Origin of the sequence: Parabacteroides sp. CH2-D42-20, assembly GCF_003670185.1 — a bacterium.
In the GTDB taxonomy this organism is placed as follows: domain Bacteria; phylum Bacteroidota; class Bacteroidia; order Bacteroidales; family Tannerellaceae; genus Parabacteroides; species Parabacteroides distasonis.
On sequence record NZ_RAYG01000020.1, the window covers coordinates 95,579 to 120,142 of the forward strand.

Here is a 24,564-nt window from a genome sequence, read left to right on the forward strand (position 1 = left end):
AATGTATACCTATTATAGAATGTTGCTTTTATTCGGTCCGGATACTTTTGATGGGGTTACGGCGGGCGACTTTTAGGGTTTGCCCGATGATTGACACGAAAGCGATGGCTATGGTTGCCAAAACTGCCGCGGTTATGAGATACCACGGGAAGGCGATGCGGTTATAGAATGACTCTAAACTGATTTGAACCGCTTTCACGCTGATGGGCAGGGCGAAACAGGCGGCAAGCAACGAGAGTGCCATGAATCGTTTGGAAAGTTCCCATACCGCGCCACTTGTCTCGGCTCCCATCACCTTGCACAAGGCGATCCGTTTGCTTTGCTGTTCGGTGTAGCTTATCGACATGGCCAGCAGTCCCAAGGCAGAGATGAGAATGGAGATGGTCATGAAGCAAAGGACAAGCATCATCATGTTCTTCTCATGGGTTAAATCCTTGTCCATATAATCGTCGATATAATCGGCTTCCAAGTCTTTCGGCATCCCGATCACTTCTTTGGACACTTCCCGGCAAGTACGGCGGATGGCGGCTAAGGCTTCTGCCCGATCGCCTTGTATCTTGACGATTTGACGGATGATGTAGCCTTGTGGATCTAGTATCATAACGGCTCCATGCGAATCGGATAGGGGAGTAGCTAATGCGCTTAGCGAACGATAGTCGCGGATGACACCGCAGACGTTATATCGGTAGCCGCCCTTGTCATCCTTTTTTCCAAAATGGGGTCTGTTGGATGAAAGTTGGTAACGACGGCAAGTCTCTTCCATTACCCAAACCATGCCGGGCAGTGGGTCAGACCAACGTTCTACCACTTCGAAGCCCAACAGCCGGAATGCGGTACTGTCCATATCCGAAAGGTGGAGCCACGAGTATCCCTCTTCTTCCGGTTGTTGTACACCATCGTGACCGGTGATGAAAGGCAGTTTTCGTGCTAACGCTACTTCTGTCACTTGGGGTAATGCCTGTAAGCGTTTCTGGAGGATGACTTGCTTGTCGTAGGTATGTCCTAATTCCCATGTCTTGACAAATACAAGGTCTGTATTATAACCGGTCGGCAGGGTGGCAAGGTGGTATATTTGGAAGGCCATGGTGAGTCCCAAGGTGATGAGTACCGTGCTGATGACATTCTGCACGATGATGAACAAACGGCTGAACAGTTGCTTGTTGTGCATTCGGAAATTTCCTTTTACGATATCTATCGGACTGTATTTGTAGGTGATAATGGCTGGTAACAATCCCGATATGCCAGCGATTCCTACCCATAGCAACAGTGAATAGGCTACTATCGCCGGTGAAGAGACCAAAGTGATCCGGGTGGAGAGCAAGTACTCGAAATAGGGTTTTGCGATGATGGCAACTAAGCAACCGCCGATGAAACAACCGGTTGTGAAGATGGCGGACTCTGCGAGGTAGCGCAATACGATTTGCCCCGCCGAGTCACCCATCAACCGGCGGGTTGCCATTTCATGGGCTCGTTTGCTGGTTTGCGATACAGTTAGGTTGATGTAATTGAAGATAGCCGAGAGGAGCAACACGAATGCTAACGAGAACAAGACTTGTACCTGTTTTCGTGTTCCATTGCGGAAAGGGCCATATTGGTTCAGGGGAGAAAAATAAATCTCGTCCATGCGTGTCACCGAAGAACCCCAAAGGAGCCCGTTCGTACTGTTGTCCTCTTGCCAGTATTCCCAATAGTCTTTATACTGATCGAGTAGTTTACGGGTAACGACATCGGGAGTTGCCCCTTCTTCCAGCGTGATGAATATTTGTGTTGAGCCGAAATTGTCCATTCTAGGATAATTCTTTTCTGCCAATTGGAAAGGAACCAAGATGTCTATCGGTTTCAACAGCTCTGTCGAGCTGAAAGCCGGGAGAACCCCAATGACCCGTAGCGGTGTCTGGTTCAAGTACATCACGGTACGGCCGATCGGATTTTCATTCCCGAATACTTTGTGGGCGAATGGCTCGGAGAGGATGACCTCGTCTGTCCCGATCAGTGCTTTGTTGCGGTCGCATCCGATGAGCGTATAGTTGAGCATCTGGAAAAAATTAGGATCTGCCGCGATGCCGTTTACTTGATAATATTGGTTGTCTACCATGAAGTCGGCCGCTTCAATATGGATCAGGCGTGTCCACTCTTTTATTTCCGGAATGGAAGGGAACAATTCCGGGGCAGTCCCGGTTGTCATACCGATCCCATCTCCATAGCCGACAGCATATAATTGGTGAGAGTACGATTGATTGTTACCGATATTAAATTCGGTGTCGGCATACGAGGTCAGAAGGATGACAACTCCCAGTGCGATAGCTAATCCGAAGAACTGGATGGCTGTGTAGAGTTTGTTGCGGCCGAGAAAGGTAAAGTACGATTTCATATTTTACTTGTTTTTGATACAAAGGTATAGAGCGGTTGGCATCTGGCAAGGGCTTGGATGCCCGGTTGCGGTAGTTTGTATGAAAATCATACACCCGCTTGTATGATATTCATACAGCCTTTTTCCGTACCTTTACCCCAGATAAAAGAGATAAAGAAAAAACAAACGAATCGGATATGGCGAATTACGGGACAATATTGGTGGTAGATGACAATCCGGCGATTCTTACGGCGGTCAAGATCTGCTTGGCCGGTGAGTTTGACAGGGTATTGACACTCGCTTCTCCCGACACGCTTCTTACGGTATTGGCACAAGAGGTGGTGGACGGGATTTTGCTCGACATGAACTTCACGCAAGGGGGAAACTCCGGACAAGACGGCTTGCTTTGGCTTCGGGCGATCCACAAGAAGCATCCGGCTATCCCGGTGGTACTGGTGACGGCATACGCTGATATCAAGTTGGCGGTGCGTGGTTTGAAGATGGGGGCGGCAGACTTTGTTGCCAAGCCGTGGGATAATCAAGAGCTGATCCGTGTCTTAAAAGATGCGATTGATGCCGGGCGTAAAGTGGTTCCATTGGAACAGGTCGAGGCGGAGCATGTGAGCAAGGTGGTGGAGCGTTGCCACGGCAATATCAGCCGGGCCGCCGAATTGTTGGGAATTACCCGGCAGACGTTGTATGCTAAAATAAAAAAGCGATGATGTTGATAGGCACTTTGGGAGTCGTTGTCGTTCTCTTTATCGGATGGTTCTACCGCCATCAGGTATTGTTGAGAGACCGGGCGCATCTGATGCGTGAGGCGATTCGTAACCAAGAATTTACGTTTCGTCTTCCTGTGAAAGGCCTGTTCTTCGGGGAGCGGGCGTTGCAAGAGGCCCTTAACGAGACGGGTAGGGATATCGGGCAGTTGCTTGCCCGCAATGAGGTGGAATCGTGGCAACGGCTGACCCGTGTGCTTACGCATGAGATCATGAATGCCACTACGCCTATCGCCAGTATCAGCCAGGCCTATCTGGAGCATCCCGCGATTGCCGGAACGGTTTACGAGGAGGGGATCCGTGCCATTCACGATACCAGCCGGGGACTTGCCCTGTTCGTGGACAGTTACCGGAAACTGGCGGAACTGCAAGAACCTGTTATCGGAGAGGTCTATTTGAATGATTTTATGGAGGGGATCCGGGCTCTTTATCCCGATTTAGAGTGGCATCTTTCCATTCCTTTGTCTGCTATGATGCGTACGGATCAGAATATGTTGCGGCAAGTGCTGATTAACCTGATCCGGAATGCTTGCGAGGCAGGGGCTACGACCGTGGATGTGCGTTGGAAGAAGGGGTTGTGGGTCAGCAACAATGGTGCGCCTATTCCGGTGGCTATCGAACGGGAGATTTTTATTCCTTTCTTCACGACTAAAAGGACGGGTTCCGGTATCGGCTTGTCGCTTTCCCGGCAGATGATGGTGCGGCAAGGCGGGGATCTTTGTTTGGCGCAGCGCTCTGTGCCGGGTTATCAAGTGACGTTTATAATTTCTTGCGTAGGATAAATTTAGGATAGGATATGAATCGGAAAATACTTCAGCTGGCCATACCTTCTATCGTCTCCAATATAACCGTGCCTTTGTTGGGCCTGGTGGATGTGGCGATCGTAGGGCATCTGGGATCGGCATCGTACATTGGGGCGATCGCCGTGGGCGGGATGCTGTTTAACATGATCTATTGGATATTCGGCTTTCTCCGGATGGGGACAAGTGGGATGACCGCCCAAGCCTATGGGAAACGGGACTTGACGGAGGTAGTCCGGACCTTGCTGCGGGCTGTCGGGGTAGGGCTTTTGATCTCCCTCGGGCTTTTGATCCTTCAATCCCCGATCCTGAGGGGTGCGTTTGTTTTGATCGACGCAACGGAGGAGGTGAAGCGATGGGCCTCTCTCTATTTTAATATCTGTATCTGGGGAGCGCCGGCCATATTGGGTTTATATGGCTTTGCCGGTTGGTTCATCGGTATGCAGAATTCTCGTTTCCCGATGTTTATCGCTATCACGCAGAATATCGTGAATATTGTGGCCAGCCTATGTTTCGTGTTTGTGCTGGGTATGAAGGTGGAAGGTGTAGCGCTGGGAACACTGATCGCCCAATATGCGGGCCTCTTCATGGCGTTTGCTCTTTGGTTGAAATATTATGGGCGTCTGAAAGCGTATATCGATTGGGACGGTCTTTGGGGTGGGGAGGCGATGCGTCGCTTCTTCTCGGTCAATAGTGATATATTTTTCCGGACCTTGTGTTTGGTCGCTGTTACTACCTTCTTTACTTCTACAGGTGCTAGACAAGGGGATGTGATATTGGCCGTAAATACCTTGTTGATGCAGTTGTTTACCTTGTTCTCTTATATAATGGATGGTTTCGCTTATGCGGGAGAGGCATTAGCCGGCCGGTTTATTGGGGCTAAAAACGATGTGGGGTTACGTAGATGCATTCGTTTATTGTTTCTATGGGGAATCGGCCTCTCTTTATCATTCACGATTCTTTATGCGTTTTTAGGGAGGGATTTTCTGGGACTGTTGACGAACGATACCTCGGTCATTGAGGCTTCCGGGGATTATTTCTATTGGGTATTGGCGATCCCTTTATGTGGATTCTCCGCTTTCCTTTGGGACGGTATCTTTATCGGGGCCACGGCTACACGCCAGATGCTTTACTCGATGCTTGTGGCCTCGGCTACTTTCTTTATTATTTATTACCTGTTTTATCGATCGATGGGAAATCATGCGTTATGGATGGCTTTCCTTGGATATCTCTCCTTGCGAGGTGGTATGCAATGGATACTTTGGCGATATAGGAAGATTACAATGCCCATTATAAGCAACTGACAATGCCCATCGTAAGCGGCTTATAATGCCCAGTATAAGGAGCTTATAATGCCCATTGTAATAAATAAAGAAAGCGAGACTTCTATCTGGTTGATAATCAAGTCTCGCCTTCTTTGTTATGTGGAATGATAGTTGTTTATCGTTGTCTGTATGAGATCAATTCTTCTGGGTTGAATCGTCCGATATAACCCTGATGTTTCTCTATCTCAGCCTCTACGTAATTGGTGTAAACAACCGCGGACTTAGCGAACAGCTCCGGCGCTTTCGTCGCGTCTTGGATCAATAGATGAGCCATGATGATATCAGCGGCCATCTCCATCAAGCGGCGAGCCACGAAATCGAGTAATTCCTGATCTTGAGACTCTTTTACTTTCGCCATGCTAGCCTCGAACTTATTAGCCATCTCTACTAAACGAGCCTTCAGCGGTTCCATCTCGGCAGAGCAAGGGATCGCCTCGAATTCACGGATGGTAGCCAGGTAAGACCCGTTTGTCACGTAACGTATGGCCGCTACGGTCTGCAATTGCGTCGTGCCTTCATAGATGGAGGTGATACGGGCATCGCGGTAGATACGTTGGCAAGCATACTCCATCATAAAACCGGAACCTCCGTGTATTTGGATGCAATCATAGGCATTCTGGTTGGCGTATTCGGAATTCATACCTTTTGCCAACGGGGTGAAAGAATCCGCCAATTTGGCGTATTGTTTCTGTTCCTTACGCTCTTCCGGAGTCAGTTTACGCTCACGGGCGATGTCGTCCAGTGCCTTGTAAATATCAACGTAACGAGCGGTTTGGTATAACAACGCACGTCCGGCATCCAGCTTCGCTTTCATGATGGCGAGCATGTCGTAAACAGCAGGGAAGTCGATGATTGCCTTACCGAACTGCTTGCGGTCTTTGGCGTAGGCTAATCCTTCGTTGTAAGCGGCTTGGCTGAGGCCTACCGATTGTGCGGCGATACCTAGGCGCGCGCCGTTCATCAAGGCCATCACGTATTTGATCAAGCCCAGTTTGCGATCGCCACAAAGCTCTGCTTTCGCGTTCTTGTAAACTAATTCGCAAGTAGGAGAGCCGTGGATTCCCAATTTATTCTCGATACGGCGTACGTTTACGCCCCCTTCCTGTTTGTCGTAGATAAACATGGACAAACCACGTCCATCCTTGGTACCTTCCTCGGAACGGGCCAATACGAGGTGAAGATCCGCGTCGCCATTCGTGATGAATCGTTTTACGCCGTTCAACCGCCAGCAATTCTCTTTCTCGTCGAAGGTAGCCTTTAGCATCACGGATTGCAGGTCGGAGCCGGCGTCCGGCTCGGTCAGGTCCATAGACATGGTTTCTCCCGCGCAGATACGTGGGATGAAACGGCTGTGCTGATCCTCGTTGCCGAACTCATATAAGGTTTCGATACAATCCTGTAATGACCAGATATTACCGAAGCCGGCGTCAGCCGCCGCTACGATCTCCGCGCACATGGTGTACGGCGTGATCGGGAAGTTCAAGCCACCGAAACGGCGAGGCATCGTCATACCGTTCAAACCGGCTTTTACCATCGCGTCGAGGTTCTGCTTCGTGCCGGAAGCATATTCCACACGGCCATTCGCGCAGTGAGGACCTTCGGCATCTACGCCTTCCGCGTTAGGGGCGATAATCTCTCCGGTGATCTCTCCGGTAATCTCCAGCACCTTATCGTACGAGTCTATCGCGTCGGCATAATCTTGCGGCGCGTAGTCGAACTCTTCCTTGTCTCTGTACTCGCGTTCCTTCAGCTCGCAAATACGTTCCATCATCGGATTGTTCAAGTGATACTTGAGTTCCGGTATGTCTGTATAATAATTAGCCATCTTTACTTACTGTTCTTTTTGTAATACTTAATCATCTTAGGAATCACCTCTTCTACCGTACCATTGATTACGTAATCGGCGATCGTGTTGATCGGGGCGTTCTCATCATTATTGATCGAAATGATGATACCGGCGTCTTGCATGCCGGCGATATGTTGGATCTGCCCGGAGATACCGCAAGCGATATACAATTTCGGACGCACCGTGACACCGGTCTGACCGATCTGACGGTCGTGGTCGCAGAAACCGGCATCGACAGCCGCACGGCTGGCGCCTACCTCGGCGTGAAGCTCTTTCGCCAAATCGAACAATAAATTAAAGTTCTCCTTGGAACCTACGCCATAACCTCCGGCCACTACGATCGGAGCGCCTTTCAGGTTGTGCTTCGCTTTCTCTACATGACGGTCGATCACCTTCACCACATAGTCTGTCTCGGGGACATACTTCGCTACGTCGTGGCGGATCACTTCACCTTTATAGTTCTCGTCAAGGACTTCTTTTTTCATCACGCCCTCACGAACGGTCGCCATTTGCGGGCGGTGTTCCGGGTTGATGATCGTGGCTACGATGTTACCACCGAACGCCGGACGGATCTGATATAATAAGTTCTCATAGGTAATACCCGCTTTTTTATCCTCGTGCGAGCCGATCTCCAAAGAGGTACAATCGGCCGTCAAGCCGCTTGTCAAGGCTGAGGATACACGAGGACCCAAGTCGCGACCGATCACCGTAGCGCCCATTAAGCAGATCTGCGGTTTCTCCTCCTTGAACAAATTAATCAAGATGGAAGAATGAGGAAGTGATGTATACGGGAATAAACCCGGAGCGTCGAACACATGAACCTTGTCGACGCCAAAAGGCAATACTTGTTTCTCTACACCCTCAAGGCCGGAGCCGGCAACAATCGCTTCCAGTTGGCAGCCTAATTGATTGGCTAGCTTACGACCTTTGGTCAGAAGCTCAAGACTTACATCGGCAACGCTCGTGCCTTCTGTCTCACAATATACAAATACGTTGTTCATAATCTTATCCGATGGTGTGGTTAGCTAATAGTTCGACAATCAAATCCTCTACATCTTGGTCGGAACCGTAGATCGTCTTGCTTTCCTTGGCCTGGAAGACGATGTTCTGGATCGCTTTTACCTTTGTCGGCGAACCGCTAAGGCCGCATTGAACCAAGTCTCCATTCACGTCGGCTACGCTCCATTCCTGGATATCCAGATACGGGCGGGTCTCGTACAATTCCGGGTAGCGAACGGTTGGTTCTCCATCTTGGTGACAGGCGGGTTGTGCGTTCCGTTCCTGTTTACCCATGGCGTATTTGTACTTCTGTACCAGCTTCGCGTTACGAGGACGGCAGGGAGCGGCGGAACCATTCACGGTGATTACGATCGGAAGCGGACCTTCCACAGTCTCGACACCTCCGTCGATATGACGTTTTACGGTGATACGTCCGGCCTCTTTATCTACGTTCAGGATTTCCTCGGCATACGTGATCTGGGTCAGTCCCAATTTCTCGGCGACTTGCGGACCTACCTGTGCCGTATCGCCGTCGATCGCTTGGCGACCACCGATGATAATATCATAATCGTTGATTTTCTTGATAGCCGTGGCAAGCGCATAGGATGTGGCTAGCGTGTCGGCTCCGGCAAACGCACGGTCGGTCAACAAAAAACCGCCGTCAGCACCACGATACAAACCCTCGCGGATGATTTCGGCGGCACGTCCCGGGCCCATCGTCAGCAGCGTAACTGTTGTCCCGGGGTAAGCGTCTTTCAAGCGTAACGCTTGTTCCAACGCATTCAGGTCTTCCGGGTTAAAGATCGCAGGCAAGGCGGCGCGATTGATCGTACCGTCCGCTTTCATGGCGTCCTTTCCCACGTTTCGTGTATCCGGGACCTGTTTCGCTAAAACAATAATTCTTAAACTCATATTATATTAGGAATATTAGATTTTTATGTTGATATAATACTTCTACATTCTTGTTAATCTCGAGGTGCAAAAGTAATCAAACATTCTTTATAACAAAGAACTTTAGTCGGGAAATTGCACACTTCGTATCTGTTTGAGCATGTATTGCCTGTTGATTACTCGTAGCGATGATTGGTTCTCGATCTCTTTACGACTTGTCCGTACACGATCAACGCTATAGCGGAGACCAAGGCTATCGCACCGAAGTAATACCAGATGTAATGAGCGTTTGCGCTTGCCGCGAGCCATTCCTCGTGAGAGGCGAACAGCGTGGGTTCCGGACAGTATTTACTTAAAAGGAATCCAGATAATCCGAATCCGAAGATAGAGGATAAGAAAGAGTGCAAATGGCTGAATCCAAGATAGAGACCTTCTTCTCCTTTGGGTGCTTGCAAGGAGAAATACTCGAGAAAGCGAGGAGAGATGAACGTCTCCGCCAGCCCTTGGAAGACGATACCCACCACCATCATGAAGGCTACGGGATGCATCCCTAAGATCAAGGAATTAGTATCCAGCATATTGCCGGATGCCATGCAGAGGGCGGATACCGGCATGATAAACATCCCTACCGTCATGGAGGTAAGCGCTGTCCGTTTCCGCATCATCCGCGTGACCAGATTGACTGTCAGAACTACGACTAATGGATTTACGTTGGCGTACCAAGAAGGAGAGGCCCCCTCGCCGGCCAAACGAAGCACGTATTTAGGCATCGTGGCATACAGCTGGTGCTGAACCATCCAAAAGCCTGTAATGATGAGGATCAAGATCAATAACCGTCCGTTACTACAAACCTTGATCAGGGCGTTCCAGATTTGCCCGAACGTCTTGCCCTCGCCCGAATGCTGAGCGCTTTTGTAGAAGAACCAGATGGCTAGCAAGGCAAGGAAGGTCATGCTCGCCGAGAAATAGTTCAAGGTAATCAAACCTTCGTTGCCCAACGCCTCACGAAGCGGCTTCACGATGGTCTTCCCGGAGAAGGCCCCGATATTTACCATCGCGTAGAAGATAGAGAAGCCCTTCGCACGGGTTTCCGGCGTAGTCTCTTTAGCGACCGTGCCGGAGATAACGCTCTTGATAAAAGCCCCGCCGCATACGATCAAGGCCATGATAGGGATAATGCCGTACTGAAGATTGCTCTCCAGCAATCCCGTAAAGGTAGTCGTCGTGCTGTATTCAACCAGTCCGGCGGATTGAAGCCAAGTAGGGTAAACAGCCAGTCCTAGATAGCCACAAGTTAACAAAGTGAAAGCCAGTAGCATCGAGTTGCGGAAACCGATCTTATCGGCCAACGCTCCGGCGAATGTGGGCAGCAGATACAGACAAGCGGAAAAGATACCGGCGATGCTGGCGGCCTGAATGTCGTTAAAGCCTAAGATGCGGCTAAGATAAAGGGTTATAACGATAAATACGCCATAATAAGCGGCTCGCTCGAACAACTCGACGGTGTTCGCTACCCAGAATGCTTTACTGAATTTGATTTTCTCTTGTTTCTTAGTTGTCATGATATTATTTATTAGTAAGATAGATTAGATGGATAAGTCAAAGAGGAGGCGCAGGCGAGAAAATGAAGAGCTGCGCCTCCTCGTCTTTGTTTTATCGTATAGTAATTACGAATTAGGGCTTTACGGTATACGGTTGGTGGATCGCCTTATCGAAAGCTTTCCAATGCTCATCCGTCATGTTGCCCGGCGTAAACAACGCCACGCCGGCCGCTCCGTTCTCCATGGAGCCTCTTACGGCCTCCTCGATCTCGGACGGGATCAGTCCATGGCCTTCCGGGTCCTTGATATTCGCCTTGTTCTGCCAATCCTCGCAGATGAACAGACCGCTATAAACCGGCTTCTTGCCTTGCACGGCGGCTACTTCCTCTTTCACGATCGGAGCCAGCCAAGAAGCGTCCTCCAGATAGAAATCGTTATAATTCATCGGGAAGAAAGCGTCGATATTCCATTTATTCCATTCTTGGCGAACCATCCACTTGGCGTGAGAGTCCGGCCCCGGGAATACGGCGGCGCTCACTTTCTTGCCTTTGCCGTGAACCTCGTCAGCGATGCGATTTACCAATTTCGTGATCAGGTCGCAACGGAACTGCGCCCATTCCGCGCATTTGGAAGGATCCTCTACGGATTTGATATCGATACCGGTAGCAGCCTTGAAATCGGCCACGCATTTGTCACAGTAGCAATAGTCCGCCGTAGGATATTCCTCGTCCATCACCAAGCCGTATTTTTCCCAAAGTCCGCGGGCCAGGATGACATCCACGTAACGGATATAATCCAGATGGATATAATCCACCTCCGGGATATCGGCTACCTTGCCATATAGATTCAGCAAGAACTCAGCCGTGCCTTCTTGGTTCGGGCACAGGCATTTGTAATAAGGGACATAGGCCTGTACGGAATAGGCCGACTCGCCTTTCCGGTTTACGGCGTAGAGGGTGGAGTCCAGTCCATGTTGCAACATGGCAGGAATCCACGCGTGGTATTCCATGCCATTGGCATGGGCCGCTTTGGCGGCACGCTGGATTTTCTCCGTGTCGTGGCCGGCGTTGTAGCACATCCCGTCTACACCGTGGGCATGCCATTTACTAAAGTCCGCTTGTAAGGTTTGCTCGGTGGTATTCCCGCCTTCGCCTTGCCATGCGTAGACTTTGACTGTTTTCTCGGGAGCCTTGACGCAAGCCGTCAGAGCGACGGCCGCCAAAGCGATAAAGAGCTTCTTCATAGATATTGAGTTATAAAAGTGAATAAAGAAAAAAGGCTATCTAAAAAGACTGGTTTCTAGATAGCCTTTGATATTAGCTAGATATTACTTATTCATGCTCATCCAACCATTTCTTCCCTTTTGGAGTGATGGAGAATATGAATGCGCTAATAGCGATTGCTATTAGCAAGCCGCACATAAGAACAAATCCCGTCATTTAAACCTCCTTTCTTTCTTTAATAAGGAATAGACCTATAGCTAAACAACTAATAACAGTTAATATGCCAATTGTATAAACAATCCATTTCTCTTGAATCTCTCCTAAGAACGATGTTATCAATACTGCAGTAGCTACATATTTAGCCACGTCCATTAACCATTTACCTATTTCTTTTCTCATTATGTGCAAATATAAAGATTTTTATCAAATCTCGCAAGCGCATAAAGTCGGGATCAAGTTACGATCGCCATAAGCGTTATCTACACGGGCTACGTTAATCCAAAACTTGCTGTCGTGCAACCATTCCAGCGGGAAGGCAGCCTTCGTGCGGGGATACGCGTGTTTCCACTCGTCGGCGGTCACCTCGTATTCCGGATGCGGGGCGTTCTTCAAGACGTTGTCCTCCTTGGATGCCTTGCCTTCCTCCACCTCCTTGATCTCGCTCCAGATACATTCCATTACCTCTACGAAACGATCCAGCTCGGCCTTGCTCTCGCTCTCGGTCGGCTCTACCATCAAGGTGCCGTGTACCGGGAAAGATAGGGTAGGAGCGTGGTAGCCGAAGTCCATCAAACGTTTGGCGATATCGCCCTCGTCGATGCCCGAACGCTCTTTTACCGTGCGGCATTCCAAGATCAACTCATGACCTACACGGCCTGTCGCTCCGGTATAAACGATGCCGTACGTATCCTTGAACTTAGCGGCCAAGTAATTGGCGTTCAAGATGGCCGTCTTCGTCACTGTCTCAAGACCTTCCGTACCCAGCAAGCGGATGTAAGCGTACGTGATCGGCAGGATACCGGCGCTACCATAAGGAGCTGCGGATACCGTATTCAAGTCGCTGCCCCAAAGCACCGGATGCTGCGGCAAGAACGGAACCAGATGCTCGGCCACGCAGATCGGGCCTACGCCGGGACCACCACCTCCGTGAGGAGAAGAGAAGGTCTTATGCAGGTTCAAGTGACATACATCGGCGCCGATCGTACCCGGATTTGTCAATCCTACCTGTGCGTTCATGTTGGCGCCATCCATATAAAGCTGTCCACCGCAAGCGTGAACGATCTCGCACATCTCCTTGATGTCCACCTCGAAGATACCATGCGTAGACGGATAGGTAATCATGCTGGCAGCCAGACGCTCCTTGTTCTCCTCGGCTTTCGCGCGGAAATCTTCCAGATCGATATTACCATTCTCGTCGCATTTAACGGTTACGGTCTTATATCCGCATTGGATAGCGCTGGCCGGGTTGGTTCCGTGGGCGGAAGCCGGAAGCAAAACGATATCACGATGGCCTTGGCCGATGCTTTCCTGATAAGCACGGATCACACGAAGACCCGTGTACTCGCCGGCGGCGCCGGAGTTCGGTTGCAACGTACAGCCCTTGAAGCCTGTGATCGTGCATAAGTAAGAAGACAGGTTCTCGATCAGCTCCGTATAGCCCTCCACTTGCTCCTCCGGAGCGTACGGGTGGATATTCATGAATTCCGCACGGCTAAGCGGCAACATCGTAGAAGCCGGGTTCAGCTTCATCGTGCAAGACCCCAGCGAGATCATGGATTGAGCCAAGGAAACATCCTTTCGTCCCAAACGGGTGATGTAACGCATCAACTCGGTTTCCGTATGATATTTCTTGAATACGTCTTGCTGCAAGAAATCGGAGGTACGGGCGAATTTAGCGTCGAAATAAGTCTGGGCGGGGATAGACTCGTCCAGCATATAGTCTTTACCTGCGGCTCCGGCGAAGATGTATAGTAATACGCCTATGTCCGTAGGCAATGTCGTCTCGTCTATGCTGACGCCCACTTGTCCGGCCTCGAAGTAACGCAAGTTCACCTTGCACTCCAAGGCGATCTCACGCAGCGCGTTCACCGACACGTGTGAAGGAAGCTGTATCTTCAAGGTATCGAAATAATCCTTGTTTAATTGCGTATATCCCAGTTTCTCCAACTCCTTGGCCAAGAATCCGGCCGTGGAATGAATCCGTCCGGCGATGTTACGCAACCCCTCCGCTCCATGATATACGGCATAGAAGCCGGCCATGGTAGCCAACAACGCCTGAGCCGTACAGATATTGGACGTAGCCTTCTCACGTTTGATATGTTGCTCGCGGGTCTGCAAGGCCAAGCGATAAGCCGGATGGCCGTAAGCGTCCTTGGAGATACCGATGATACGTCCCGGGATCGTACGTTTATAATCGTCCTTCGTAGCGAAGAAAGCGGCGGAAGGACCCCCGTAGAACATCGGGATACCGAAGCGCTGGCTGCTACCGAATACGACATCCGCTCCCCATTCTCCCGGAGGAGTCAGCAATACCAAGCTCATCAAGTCGGCGGCTACGCCTACCTTGGCTCCGGCGGCGCCCGCACGGGCTACGAATTCCTTATAGTCCTCGATCGAACCATCCGCGTTCGGGAACTGTACGATGGCGGCGAACACATCCGGCGTGAACTCGAATTTCTTATAATCGCCCACTACCACCTGGATGCCCTGCGGGACCATGCGGGTGTGGATGACGGCCAGCGTAGAGGCGAACACATTCTCGTCGATGAATACCGTATTCGCTTCCGCTTTCACCTGCGCACGGCTACGTGAACCATGGAACATGGTAACCGCCTCGGCTGCCGCGGTCGCCTCGTCGAGTAGCGAGCAGTTTGTCAAAGGCAATCCTGTCAATTCACTGATAACAGTCTGGAAGTTCAGCAACGCCTCCAAGCGTCCTTGGGATACTTCCGCCTGATACGGAGTATAGGAGGTGTACCAAACTGGGTTCTCGAATACGTTACGTTGGATCGGGGCCGGGCAAACCGTGTCGTACCAACCCATACCGATATAAGAGGTGAATACCTCGTTCTTGGAGGCCAGCTCGGCGATATGCTCGGCGAACTCACGTTCCGTCATGGCCTCCGGGAGGTTCAACGGCTCTTTCAAACGGATGTTGGCCGGAATGGTCTGATCGATCAACTCGTCCAAAGACTTCACGCCAATCGTCTCCAACATAGCGGGAATATCTTCCGCTGAGATGCCCACGTGGCGGTTTACAAACTTATTTGTGTCCATAATTCTAGTATTTTATAAATAAGGATTATTTAATTTCTCATCAATGATTCGTGTCTCGGGGCCATGGCCGGGGTATACCACGGTCTCGTCCGGCAACGACAGTAATTTGTCCTTGATAGCGGCAAGCAGTACATCTTGGTTGCCTCCCCATAGATCAGTACGGCCGATGCTTCCGGCGAACAAGGAGTCTCCTACGATCACGAAACCGTTCTTCTTGTTATAGAAAGCCAAGCCTCCGGGCGAATGGCCGGGAACGCTCAATACCGCCAGCTCGGATTTCCCGAACTTTATGATTTCCCCGTTTACCAGATATTTCCCTACCGGGATGCTTTTCGCCTTCATCGGCAGGCCGAATGCCTTGGCTTGCTCCTCGGGAGAGGGAAGACCCTCCACGTCCGCTTTATGGGCTTCCGGGCTCAATCCGTAGGTATCATGGATGAATTCGTTACCGAATATGTGATCCAGATGGAGGTGCGTACAAAGGTAACGTTTCAGTGTCAGCCCGTTCTGGGCGATAAAGTCGCTTACTTCTTTTTGTTCCTCTTTGCGTAGGCAGCCGCAATCGATAAGGACCGCCTCCTTGGTATCATCGTATAGCAAATACGTATTCTCGGAGAAATAGTTTACTTCGAAAGATTTTATCGTAATCATAAGGGTACGTACACTACTTTTTTAGTTTCAAAAAACTCTTCTTTAAAATGGTCTTTCAGATCCATGCTGATCGCTTGGTTCCGGAAAGGCAATATCTCATGTGCCAACTCGCCACCTTTCAGGCAAATCAATCCGTTGGGCAACGCGTTGATCTGTTCTTTCTTTATATTCTTGCGGACGATCTTTACCAGATCCGCCAGAGGCATCACGGCACGGCTTACCACGAAATCGAAAAGCTGCTTTTCCTCCTCGCCCCGGCAATGGCGGAAGGATACGTTCTCCAGCCCGATCGCCTCGGCCACGGCTTGTCCCACCTTGATTTTTTTCCCGATGCTGTCTACCAGATGGAAATGGGTCTCCGGGAATAAGATCGCCAAGGGGATGCCGGGAAAACCGCCTCCCGTACCCAGATCCATCACCGAGGAACCCGGCTTGAAACGCAGCATATCGGTGATACCCAGCGAGTGAAGCACGTGATGCGGATATAGGTTCTCGATATCCTTCCGTGAGATCACGTTGATCTTGGCGTTCCAATCCGTATATAGGTCATATAGGGCGGCGTATTGCTCTTTTTGCCGGTCGGTGAGATCGGGGAAATAAGATGTGAGAATTGAAAATTGAGAATTGGGAATTGAGAATTTCTCTGTATTTTGTTCCATAGGACATCTGTTTATAGGTTTATCTATCATTAATTTTCAATTCTCAATTTTCAATTTTTAATTAACTGACTTATCGGGCTGTCATCCCGCAGCAAATAGCGGATTTCCTTGTAAGGGAGATGGACGTTCGTGACGCCTACCACGTATGCCGCTATCTCATATTCGTTGAAAGAATAGGTGATGCCCGTCTCGTCTACGAGGAAGTTGCCGTTCGGGAAGATCTCGTCCACGCTAAAGAAACCGATATTTTCCAGTTCCTTGGCGTCGGATACGTTGTTTTGCTTGGCGATCTGATCTACCAATATTCGCGCCAGATTGTCTTGATAGTTGTCCACGAATATCTCCTCCTCGGTGATCGGCTTACCGGTCTTGAGGTTCACTACATGGTTATTGTAGGAATGTGCGCCATGCGCTCCGCCCGTATAGTTCTCGAAGCTTACCGTATAGCTGATGATATCGTCTTGGTTGAAGGCGATATCATCCGACGACATCTCATAGTAAGAGAACCAAGAGCCCACCGGTGTCTCGTCGGATTTCGCCACCTCAGCCTTGTAATCCTCTTCCAGATCCTTATAAGCGGCCAGATAGTCGTCGGTATATTTCCGTACCGCCTCCTCGGGGGATAATTGCTCATAATTCTCGCCGAAATAAGAGGAGACAAACTGTCTCTGTAGATTCTTAAGAACCTCTTTATCCGAATATTTCCGGGGATAAACGAACTTGATCTCTAGATTGCAATTGGGATTATCCGGATTATCTAACAAATGGTAAGTCTTTTCCACGCTGATAGAATCAAACGTGATACTGTTTTCGGAAGCCTTCTTCGTTCCGGTATCGCAACCCGTGGCTAAGATACCTATCAAAAGAAGCGCCAACATGCTTTCGCGTAAATGCGTTCTCATCGGACTACAGATTTAATTTATTTGTACGCGAATGTACGTTATTAAATTGTATAATCAAATTGCACGATGAAGTTTAATAAGAGGACAACCATACCTTAAATTCCGCCGCCTTATTTTTAGCCACGAAAATGGGTTCGTCGGTCGGGAGGCTCAGATTTATACGTAATCGGCTATCGAACCAGATGGTGAAGCTATCTATTACTTCCTTGGAAAGGATAAACTGTCGGTTTACCCGGAAGAAGCAAGTTGGGTTTAATTTTATCATTAAGGAGTCTAGAGATTTACCGATGGAATATGATTGTCTCTCGCGGGTCACCACGCTACTTTCGCCGTTCGTGTTATAGAAATAAGCGATCGCCTCGGTTTTGATCGGTATAATCCGATCCTTGAATGGGACGAGAATCCGCTTTAGATATTCCGAGCTACAAACCAATTGGTCGATCCGGCTGATATGCTGCCGTACGGTCACCGGATTAAGTCGGTTGTATTTATCTAGTGCCTTTCGCATGCTCTCTAACGTGATAGGCTTCAATAGATAATCGACGCTGTTTACCTCGAATGCCTTGATCGCATATTGGTCGTATGCGGTAGTGAATATGATGGGAACCTCTATGGTGACGCATTCGAAAATATTGAAAGAGTTTCCGTCCGCCAATTGGATATCCATGAAGATGAGGTCGGGCATGGGATGACTACGGAGCCATGTCACGCTATCTACTACCGTATCGAAATGATCCAAGATCTCGATATGCGGATCTATCTGTAGTAATAAGTTCTTGATGTTCTTGTAGGCTGCGGCCTCGTCTTCGATAATGATGATTTTCATGATTGTTTGGATTTAGATTAACTCTTTAAAGGTAGGGAAACACGGAAAAACTCATCCGTATCCTCTATCCTTATTCTTTTTTTTACGAGTAGGGCAAAGCGGTTATCTAGGTTTTTCAGCCCGATACCCACTTTCTCCACCTCGTCCAGCTTGGGCTGTTTCCGGTTTAGGATCACCAAAGAAGGTTCGTGGGTGCTGTAAATGGATAATCGCATTGGGTTGCGGGCGCTGATCTCATTATGCTTGATCACGTTTTCTATCAATGGTAGCAAGGAAAGAACCGGTAGCTGGCAGGACATATAGGCTGGGTTGATCTGTATGTCGAACGTCAGTTTCTCCTCATATTTGACGGATAGCATGAAGCGGTAGGTTTCCAAAAAAGATAGTTCGTCCTTTAACGCCACTAATTCTTTCTTCTCGCTTTGAAGTATATATCGGAATACATTGGATAGGTTGGAGAGATAAGCCAGTGATTTCTGATTCTGTCCTTCGACTATCAAGGCATGCAAAGAGTTCAACGCATTGAAGAAAAAATGAGGGTTGATCTGGTTGTACAAGGCATCTATCTGGCTTTGCAGGGATTCGTTTTTCAGTTTCTCGTAGTTTCGCTCCACTTCCTCTTTACGTGCGGCGAGGATATAAATCCGGCTGAACGTGTATATTCCAACGAATAGCGTGAAAAGGTTGTTGTACCATGCCTCCTCTGGCTCGTGGAACAAGTAGAAAAGCTTCTTCCCATGGAAACGGTGGTTTTCTTTCGGTTCGTTTCGCTCGTATTTCTCCCGGATATTTTGGTTTGTGCTTCGTATGACGGGTGAGACCCCGAGCCATACGATTAAGGAAAATAATACGGATACCAGCGACGAATAGGCGAATTGCTTGAGATGCCCTTTTCCCTCAGGCTGCCAACATACGTTAATTTGTAGTAGTATCCGAGTGAACAGGATGAAAAACAGGCATTGGAAGATCAACAATAATATACTGTCGATCTCGGGGTCAATCCCTCTGATCCGGGATAGCTCGATACAATCCATGATCTCTTCGGAGGTCACGAAGAAACCCGATAATACGGATACCCATATCAGTATGGATGGTTTCTGAAGGAGATAATGTCTTATTTTCATGGCTTCTCTTTTTATAGGCAAAAGTAAAGTTAAAGCTTGATATACCCTTTCTTTTCCTCCTGTTTTCGGATCATTTAATTTTCGCCCTCAATCCTTTTTCTTTCGCTTTGGACGGAAAAACAAAACTTTTGGCCTCTCCGGGAGTCATATTTGCGTAATAATAAATCACGATTGAATATGAAAACTGCATTGTTTTTTAAGCTTTTGTTCGTTTGTCTAGCGTGCGTTGCGATTCGTCCCGTATCGGCGCAAGTACTGGGAGCTGGTGTCTTTGAGTTGAAAGGACAGGTTGTGGACTCATTGACAAATGAGCCGGTCTCGTTCGCAACCTTGCGTGTGACGAGGGGTGAGGAGATTACAGAGTCTCTCGCTTTATTGGCTTGCGATATTGACGGGTATTTCTCTGTCTCCTTGCCCGAGGCCGGATCTTATTATTTCCATATGAGTTCTATCGGGAAAATACCTGCTCGGAGGAAAGTGAGCGTTTCGGCTCAATCGCCCGTATGGAACGTAGGTAAATTATATATGAAAGATGATGCCCGGACGCTGGGAGAGGTGAGGGTCTCGGCGCAAAGACCTTTGGTCAAGGTGGATATTGATAAATTGGTCTATAACCTAGAGGAGGATCCCGAGGCGAAAGTCAGCAATACATTGGATATGTTGCGGAAGGTACCGATGGTAACCGTGGATGGCGATGATAATATCCAACTGAAAGGAAATAGTAATTTTAAGATCTACATGAATGGCCGGCCCTCGGGATTGCTTAGCAGTAATCCTTCGGCGGTATTGAAAAGTCTTCCGGCCTCCAGCATCAAGGATATAGAGGTGATAACAGATCCCGGTGCCCGCTACGACGCTGAGGGCGTGAGTGGAATTATCAATATTATTATGGTGAGACGTGTCTTGGATGGATATACGGGGACGGTGAGTGCGGAGGTTACCGCGAACGAGGCATACGGCGGCGGGACATTTGTCTCGCTGAAAGCTGGGAAACTGGGACTTACGGCGAATTACAATCTGGAGTATGAACGTGAGCCTATAGCGGATATCACTTCCTTCCGCGAGAACTTATCGGATGACGCTAACCGTTACCTCTCCCAGATCGGGGAGCATTGGGAAAGGGAGAAGATGCACCGGGGATATTTGGAGGGAACTTTCGAGATCGACTCGATGAACCTGATTAGCGTGGACGCCAATTTGTTCCGCAAGCGTCAGAAAGAGTTCTCGGATCTGAGCGTGGAGATGCGTGACATGAACCGAGACTTGATTTATGCTTACGATCGTTTTAGCCAGAATCAACCTGTCTTCGGCTCCGTGGAGGTGAATGCCAACTACCAGCATGAGACAAGGCGTAAGGGGGAGTTGCTGACTTTGTCTTATCGTTTCACCAATGATCCGAATGATGATGAGAACCGGATGCGGATAACGGGTACCTCGAATTACTCTGATTTCCTGCAATGGGACACGAACCGGGCGAAGACCAATGAGCATACGGGACAATTGGATTATATAAGACCCATTGCCGGGGGGCATGATCTGGAGACCGGAGTAAAATATATCTTGCGCCAGACCGACAGTGAGATCACGCAACGGCTTTATGATGAGACTTCCGGCAATTGGCATGAACCGTCGGGCAGCTTTGTGGATTTCAGCCATACGCAACATATTTACTCGGTGTATCTGGGTGGCACCTTTCGTTGGAATAAGCTGGGAATAAAGGCTGGAGTACGTGCGGAAGGAACGAGCTTGGACGTGAGCTATTCGAATGATCTGACGAAAGACTTTCATTCGAATTTTGTGGATATCGTACCGAACGTTACGTTGTCTTACTCGATCGGACAGTCGCAACAGATCCGTCTGGGATATAATATGCGTATCCAGCGTGCGGGTATTGATTATTTGAATCCTTATGTCGACGAGCGGGATCCGCTAAATGTTTCTTATGGCAATCCAGACTTGGATTCCGAGAAAAGCAATAGTGTGAACCTTAATTATACCTTATTCACCCAGAAGTTTAACATAAATGCCAGCGTAAGCCATGCATTTGTGAACAATTCTATCGAGCAATATACTTTTATGGATACGGAGCGTCCGAACGTATCGGTCTCTACCTATGGTAATATCGGCAAACGGCACCAGACAGGCTTTTCCCTTTATATGAATTGGAGCCCTGTCCCATTGTTCCGTTTTTTCATGAATGGTGGCGTGGATTATATCAGTATGGAAAACGAGGAAAGAAACTTGTCGAACAGCGGTTGGAGCGGACGTGCTTTCGCCGGTGTCCAATTTTCGTTTCCGAAAGATTTCCGGCTGAACATGAACGCCGGTTATATGTTACCCAAGATTCAATTACAAGGGAAACGATCTGATTTCCTGTTTCACGGCATTACCTTGAATAAGGATTTTTTCCATAAGAAGCTCACGTTTTCTGTCTATTGCAAGAGCCCTTTGACGAAGACTTGGAAGATGGAGAATAAGACTTATAACAATGCGTTCACCCTTTATGAGACGGAGAATAAGGTGATGCGTGAGTTCGGTATATCCGTATCTTATCGTTTCGGGAGCCTTACGGATACTTTCAGGAAAATCAAGCGGGGCATCGTGAACGATGATGTGAAGGATAGTGGGGGAAAGGACGTCGATTAGTAACGATAGTATTATGATTACGAATAGGTATTCGAGGACGATGTGGATTTTGATGCTGTTTCTCTCACGGCTTTTTCATTTAAGTTTTGAATTGGGCGTACAATGCCTCTACGCATGCCAGTGCGGCATGGGCGAGAATACTATTCTTATAGACATCAGTCGGGGTGGCGGTCTTTATGGAGTCTTCAAGCCCATAGCGCAAAGATCTTTGATTCTTGCCGAAGCGGATATTTCCCTACGGAAAACCTCTGCAAAAGCAGACATTCGATCAGCCATCTTTTCATCGTCTATGCTTTGAAACACACGGCAAAGCGTAGTTTCCAAGGGTAACCCATACGGAAATAACTCTTTCGCCTGCAGGCGTTTCAAGTGACGTTTGCCAAATTGAAGCATTTTAATTCTACCTACAAAGATAGGTGCGGAGGAAGGCAAGCTCACGCTCTTCCTTCTTGGCTTTCAGCCAGTGGGTGAAGGTGTGCGTATTGATCCCCCTTCTTTTCCGGGTATCCCTGAATAAGAAGAATTTTACAATAAGCAGAAAATCAGGTCGTGTTTTCAAGGGGTTGAAAATCAGAGTCGTAAAAACATCGTAATGTTTGCGTCGAAACACGTACATGTTTTTCCGAAAAGTCGTACGTGTTTTGGGAAATTCACGTACGTGTTTTTCCGGAAATGATATTGATGTAAAATAGGAACATTAAAAAAAGACAATAACCTTACCTTGTGAGATTCTGTCACAAGAGATATTCCGGGTATTTTATGGTTAGATCGATTTGGGTACGGTTCTCCTATTGGTATCCGAGGACGATGTGGATTTTGGATATTTTCTATTATCTTTGTCTGCTGAAAGTGTATTATCAATTCAAAATGTAAATAATATCATGAGAAAATTATTGTTAGCCTTTTGTGCGTTCGCAACGATTTGTAGCGCCGGGGCGCAGTGGAAGCCCGCCGGAGACAAGATCAAGACGGACTGGGCTGAGAAAGTAGATCCCCGGAATGTATTGCCAGAATATCCACGCCCCGGGATGGAACGTGCGGATTGGCAGAATTTGAACGGCGAGTGGGAATACGCTATCCTTCCGAAAGGACAGGCAGAGCCGACGAGTTTCGATGGGAATATCTTGGTGCCGTTCGCCGTGGAATCCTCCTTGTCCGGCGTGCAAAAAGAAGTGGGGGAGAAGAATGAGTTGTGGTATAAACGAACCTTTACGGTGCCCTCCTCATGGAAAGGAAAAGATATCTTGTTGAACTTCGGCGCCGTGGATTGGAAAGCGGACGTGTTCGTGAATGATATCCTGATCGGTTCCCACACGGGAGGCTTTACCCCGTTTTCCTTGAATATCACTCCCTATCTGAATGGCAAAAGTACGCATAAGCTGGTGGTGCGTGTATGGGACCCGAGCGATAAAGGCTACCAACCCCGTGGAAAGCAAGTGGCCAACCCGGAGGGAATCTGGTATACGCCGGTCACCGGAATCTGGCAGACCGTATGGCTGGAGCCGGTCGCTTCCTCGCATATCACCTCTATCAAGGCGATCCCGAATATCGATAATGGCGTGATGAGCGTGACGGTCGGGGCTTGTTCCGACTCCCCGGTGTCGGACATCGTGGAGGTCAGCTTGCTCGATAAGGGGCAGGTGGTTGCTACCGCCAAGGGCGTACAAGGGACAGAATTACGCTTGGCCGTGCAAAATCCTACGTTGTGGGAACCTTCCAATCCTTATTTATATGATATGAAGGTGAGCTTGTCGAAGAATGGCAAGAAGGTGGACGAGGTGAAATCGTACACCGCCTTCCGTAAGATATCCGCCGAGCGTGACGCCAACGGCATCATGCGTATGCGCTTGAACAACAAGAACCTGTTCCAATACGGCCCGCTGGATCAAGGCTGGTGGCCCGACGGGCTTTACACGGCTCCCACGGACGAGGCGTTGCTGTATGATATCGTGAAGACGAAAGCGTGGGGCTTCAACATGATCCGCAAGCACGTGAAGGTAGAGCCGGCCCGCTGGTACTATCATTGCGATAAGGAAGGTATGCTGGTTTGGCAGGATATGCCTAGCGGCGACATGGGTAACCAATGGGCGCCTCATACGTATAACGGTGGAACCGACAAGGAGCGTACCGAGGAGTCTATCCGTAATTATTACAAGGAGTGGAAGGAGATCATGGACCTGTGCGTCTCGAATCCTAGCGTAGTAGTATGGGTGCCCTTCAACGAGGCTTGGGGCCAGTTCGATACCGAGAAGGCTGCCGAGTGGACAAAAACATACGATCCTTCCCGTCTGGTGAATCCGGCCAGTGGCGGTAATTTCCGTGCGTGCGGCGATATCTTGGATTTGCATAATTACCCGGGCCCGGCGATGTACCTGTTCGATCCGGTGCGTGTAAACGTATTGGGCGAGTATGGTGGTATCGGCTTGGCCGTGGAGAACCATTTGTGGTGGAATAAACGCAACTGGGGCTATGTACAGTTTAAGAATAGCGATGAGGTGACCGCCGAGTACGTGAAGTACGCCAAGGAGTTGAAGGCGATGGTCCCGAAGGGTTTCTCCGCCGCTGTCTACACGCAAACCACGGACGTGGAAGGCGAGGTGAACGGCCTTATGACCTACGACCGTAAAGTGATCAAGATCAACGAGGCCGAGGTGCGCAAGGCGAACCAAGAGGTGATCAAGGCCTTGTCTGAGTAGAAGGCTTAGAAAAAATAGTTATTTGACTCG

Annotated in this window: 19 protein-coding genes; 5 read left to right on the top strand and 14 right to left on the bottom strand. The window is 49.1% G+C overall.

Annotated features, from left to right (window positions below; genetic code table 11):
• Positions 1-28 precede the first annotated feature (28 nt).
• Positions 29-2,371 (bottom strand): FtsX-like permease family protein, encoded by a 2,343-nt coding sequence (locus D7V92_RS12750; protein ID WP_121773009.1) that lies wholly within the window; start codon positions 2,369-2,371, stop codon positions 29-31.
• A gap of 176 nt (positions 2,372-2,547) precedes the next feature.
• Between D7V92_RS12750 and D7V92_RS12755 the strand changes: the two genes are divergently transcribed.
• From D7V92_RS12755 to D7V92_RS12765, 3 genes are read left to right on the top strand one after another with little or no spacing between them, the layout of a single operon-like run.
• Positions 2,548-3,072, top strand: coding sequence for a response regulator (locus D7V92_RS12755; protein WP_008771669.1), 525 nt, complete (start codon positions 2,548-2,550; stop codon positions 3,070-3,072).
• The gene (locus D7V92_RS12760; protein ID WP_087346089.1) at positions 3,069-3,911 is read left to right on the top strand and encodes a PAS domain-containing sensor histidine kinase; all 843 of its coding nucleotides are present in this window, start codon (positions 3,069-3,071) and stop codon (positions 3,909-3,911) included. The genes D7V92_RS12755 and D7V92_RS12760 overlap by 4 nt, the downstream gene beginning before the upstream one ends.
• 14 nt (positions 3,912-3,925) lie before the next feature.
• Positions 3,926-5,233: an MATE family efflux transporter gene (locus tag D7V92_RS12765; protein WP_121773010.1), complete on the top strand. Its 1,308-nt coding sequence runs from the start codon at positions 3,926-3,928 to the stop codon at positions 5,231-5,233.
• Between the two features lie 136 nt (positions 5,234-5,369).
• On the opposite strand, the gene D7V92_RS12770 is transcribed toward D7V92_RS12765, so the two are convergent.
• The 12 genes from D7V92_RS12770 to D7V92_RS12825 form a co-directional block, all read right to left on the bottom strand.
• Positions 5,370-7,079 (bottom strand): acyl-CoA dehydrogenase family protein, encoded by a 1,710-nt coding sequence (locus D7V92_RS12770; RefSeq protein ID WP_005865287.1) that lies wholly within the window; start codon positions 7,077-7,079, stop codon positions 5,370-5,372.
• A 2-nt stretch (positions 7,080-7,081) separates the two neighbouring features.
• Positions 7,082-8,101, bottom strand: a complete 1,020-nt coding sequence (locus tag D7V92_RS12775) for an electron transfer flavoprotein subunit alpha/FixB family protein (RefSeq protein WP_008771673.1) — start codon at positions 8,099-8,101, stop codon at positions 7,082-7,084.
• A 4-nt stretch (positions 8,102-8,105) separates the two neighbouring features.
• Positions 8,106-9,011: an electron transfer flavoprotein subunit beta/FixA family protein gene (locus D7V92_RS12780; protein ID WP_121773011.1), complete on the bottom strand. Its 906-nt coding sequence runs from the start codon at positions 9,009-9,011 to the stop codon at positions 8,106-8,108.
• Between the two features lie 155 nt (positions 9,012-9,166).
• Positions 9,167-10,552 carry an MFS transporter gene (locus D7V92_RS12785; RefSeq protein WP_008771675.1) on the bottom strand — a complete coding sequence of 462 codons (1,386 nt, stop codon included), beginning with the start codon at positions 10,550-10,552 and terminating at the stop codon, positions 9,167-9,169.
• A gap of 112 nt (positions 10,553-10,664) precedes the next feature.
• Positions 10,665-11,774, bottom strand: a complete 1,110-nt coding sequence (locus D7V92_RS12790) for a hypothetical protein (RefSeq protein WP_121773012.1) — start codon at positions 11,772-11,774, stop codon at positions 10,665-10,667.
• Between the two features lie 196 nt (positions 11,775-11,970).
• A complete protein-coding gene (locus tag D7V92_RS12795) occupies positions 11,971-12,153 on the bottom strand; it encodes a DUF6722 family protein (RefSeq protein WP_057329199.1) in 183 nt (60 codons plus the stop codon).
• A 24-nt stretch (positions 12,154-12,177) separates the two neighbouring features.
• The gene (gene gcvP, locus D7V92_RS12800; RefSeq protein ID WP_057319757.1) at positions 12,178-15,030 is read right to left on the bottom strand and encodes an aminomethyl-transferring glycine dehydrogenase; all 2,853 of its coding nucleotides are present in this window, start codon (positions 15,028-15,030) and stop codon (positions 12,178-12,180) included.
• 12 nt (positions 15,031-15,042) lie between these two features.
• A complete protein-coding gene (locus D7V92_RS12805; protein WP_044545423.1) occupies positions 15,043-15,681 on the bottom strand; it encodes an MBL fold metallo-hydrolase in 639 nt (212 codons plus the stop codon).
• Entirely contained in the window at positions 15,678-16,370 is a 693-nt protein-coding gene (rsmG, locus tag D7V92_RS12810; RefSeq protein ID WP_011966023.1) for a 16S rRNA (guanine(527)-N(7))-methyltransferase RsmG, read from the bottom strand. The genes D7V92_RS12805 and rsmG overlap by 4 nt, the downstream gene beginning before the upstream one ends.
• Positions 16,371-16,390: 20 nt before the next feature.
• Positions 16,391-17,242 (bottom strand): DUF3298 and DUF4163 domain-containing protein, encoded by an 852-nt coding sequence (locus D7V92_RS12815; RefSeq protein ID WP_121773013.1) that lies wholly within the window; start codon positions 17,240-17,242, stop codon positions 16,391-16,393.
• A gap of 73 nt (positions 17,243-17,315) precedes the next feature.
• Positions 17,316-18,068, bottom strand: coding sequence for a LytTR family DNA-binding domain-containing protein (locus D7V92_RS12820; RefSeq protein ID WP_005855569.1), 753 nt, complete (start codon positions 18,066-18,068; stop codon positions 17,316-17,318).
• 17 nt (positions 18,069-18,085) lie between these two features.
• Positions 18,086-19,192: a sensor histidine kinase gene (locus tag D7V92_RS12825; RefSeq protein WP_121773014.1), complete on the bottom strand. Its 1,107-nt coding sequence runs from the start codon at positions 19,190-19,192 to the stop codon at positions 18,086-18,088.
• A gap of 177 nt (positions 19,193-19,369) precedes the next feature.
• Between D7V92_RS12825 and D7V92_RS12830 the strand changes: the two genes are divergently transcribed.
• Entirely contained in the window at positions 19,370-21,838 is a 2,469-nt protein-coding gene (locus D7V92_RS12830) for an outer membrane beta-barrel family protein (protein WP_121773015.1), read from the top strand.
• Between the two features lie 174 nt (positions 21,839-22,012).
• On the opposite strand, the gene D7V92_RS22460 is transcribed toward D7V92_RS12830, so the two are convergent.
• Positions 22,013-22,231 carry a transposase family protein gene (locus D7V92_RS22460; protein WP_233572842.1) on the bottom strand — a complete coding sequence of 73 codons (219 nt, stop codon included), beginning with the start codon at positions 22,229-22,231 and terminating at the stop codon, positions 22,013-22,015.
• Positions 22,232-22,719: 488 nt separating this feature from the next.
• On the opposite strand from D7V92_RS22460, the gene D7V92_RS12840 reads away from it, so the two are divergent.
• Positions 22,720-24,534 (top strand): glycoside hydrolase family 2 protein, encoded by a 1,815-nt coding sequence (locus D7V92_RS12840; RefSeq protein ID WP_008780926.1) that lies wholly within the window; start codon positions 22,720-22,722, stop codon positions 24,532-24,534.
• The last annotated feature ends 30 nt before the right edge of the window (positions 24,535-24,564 follow it).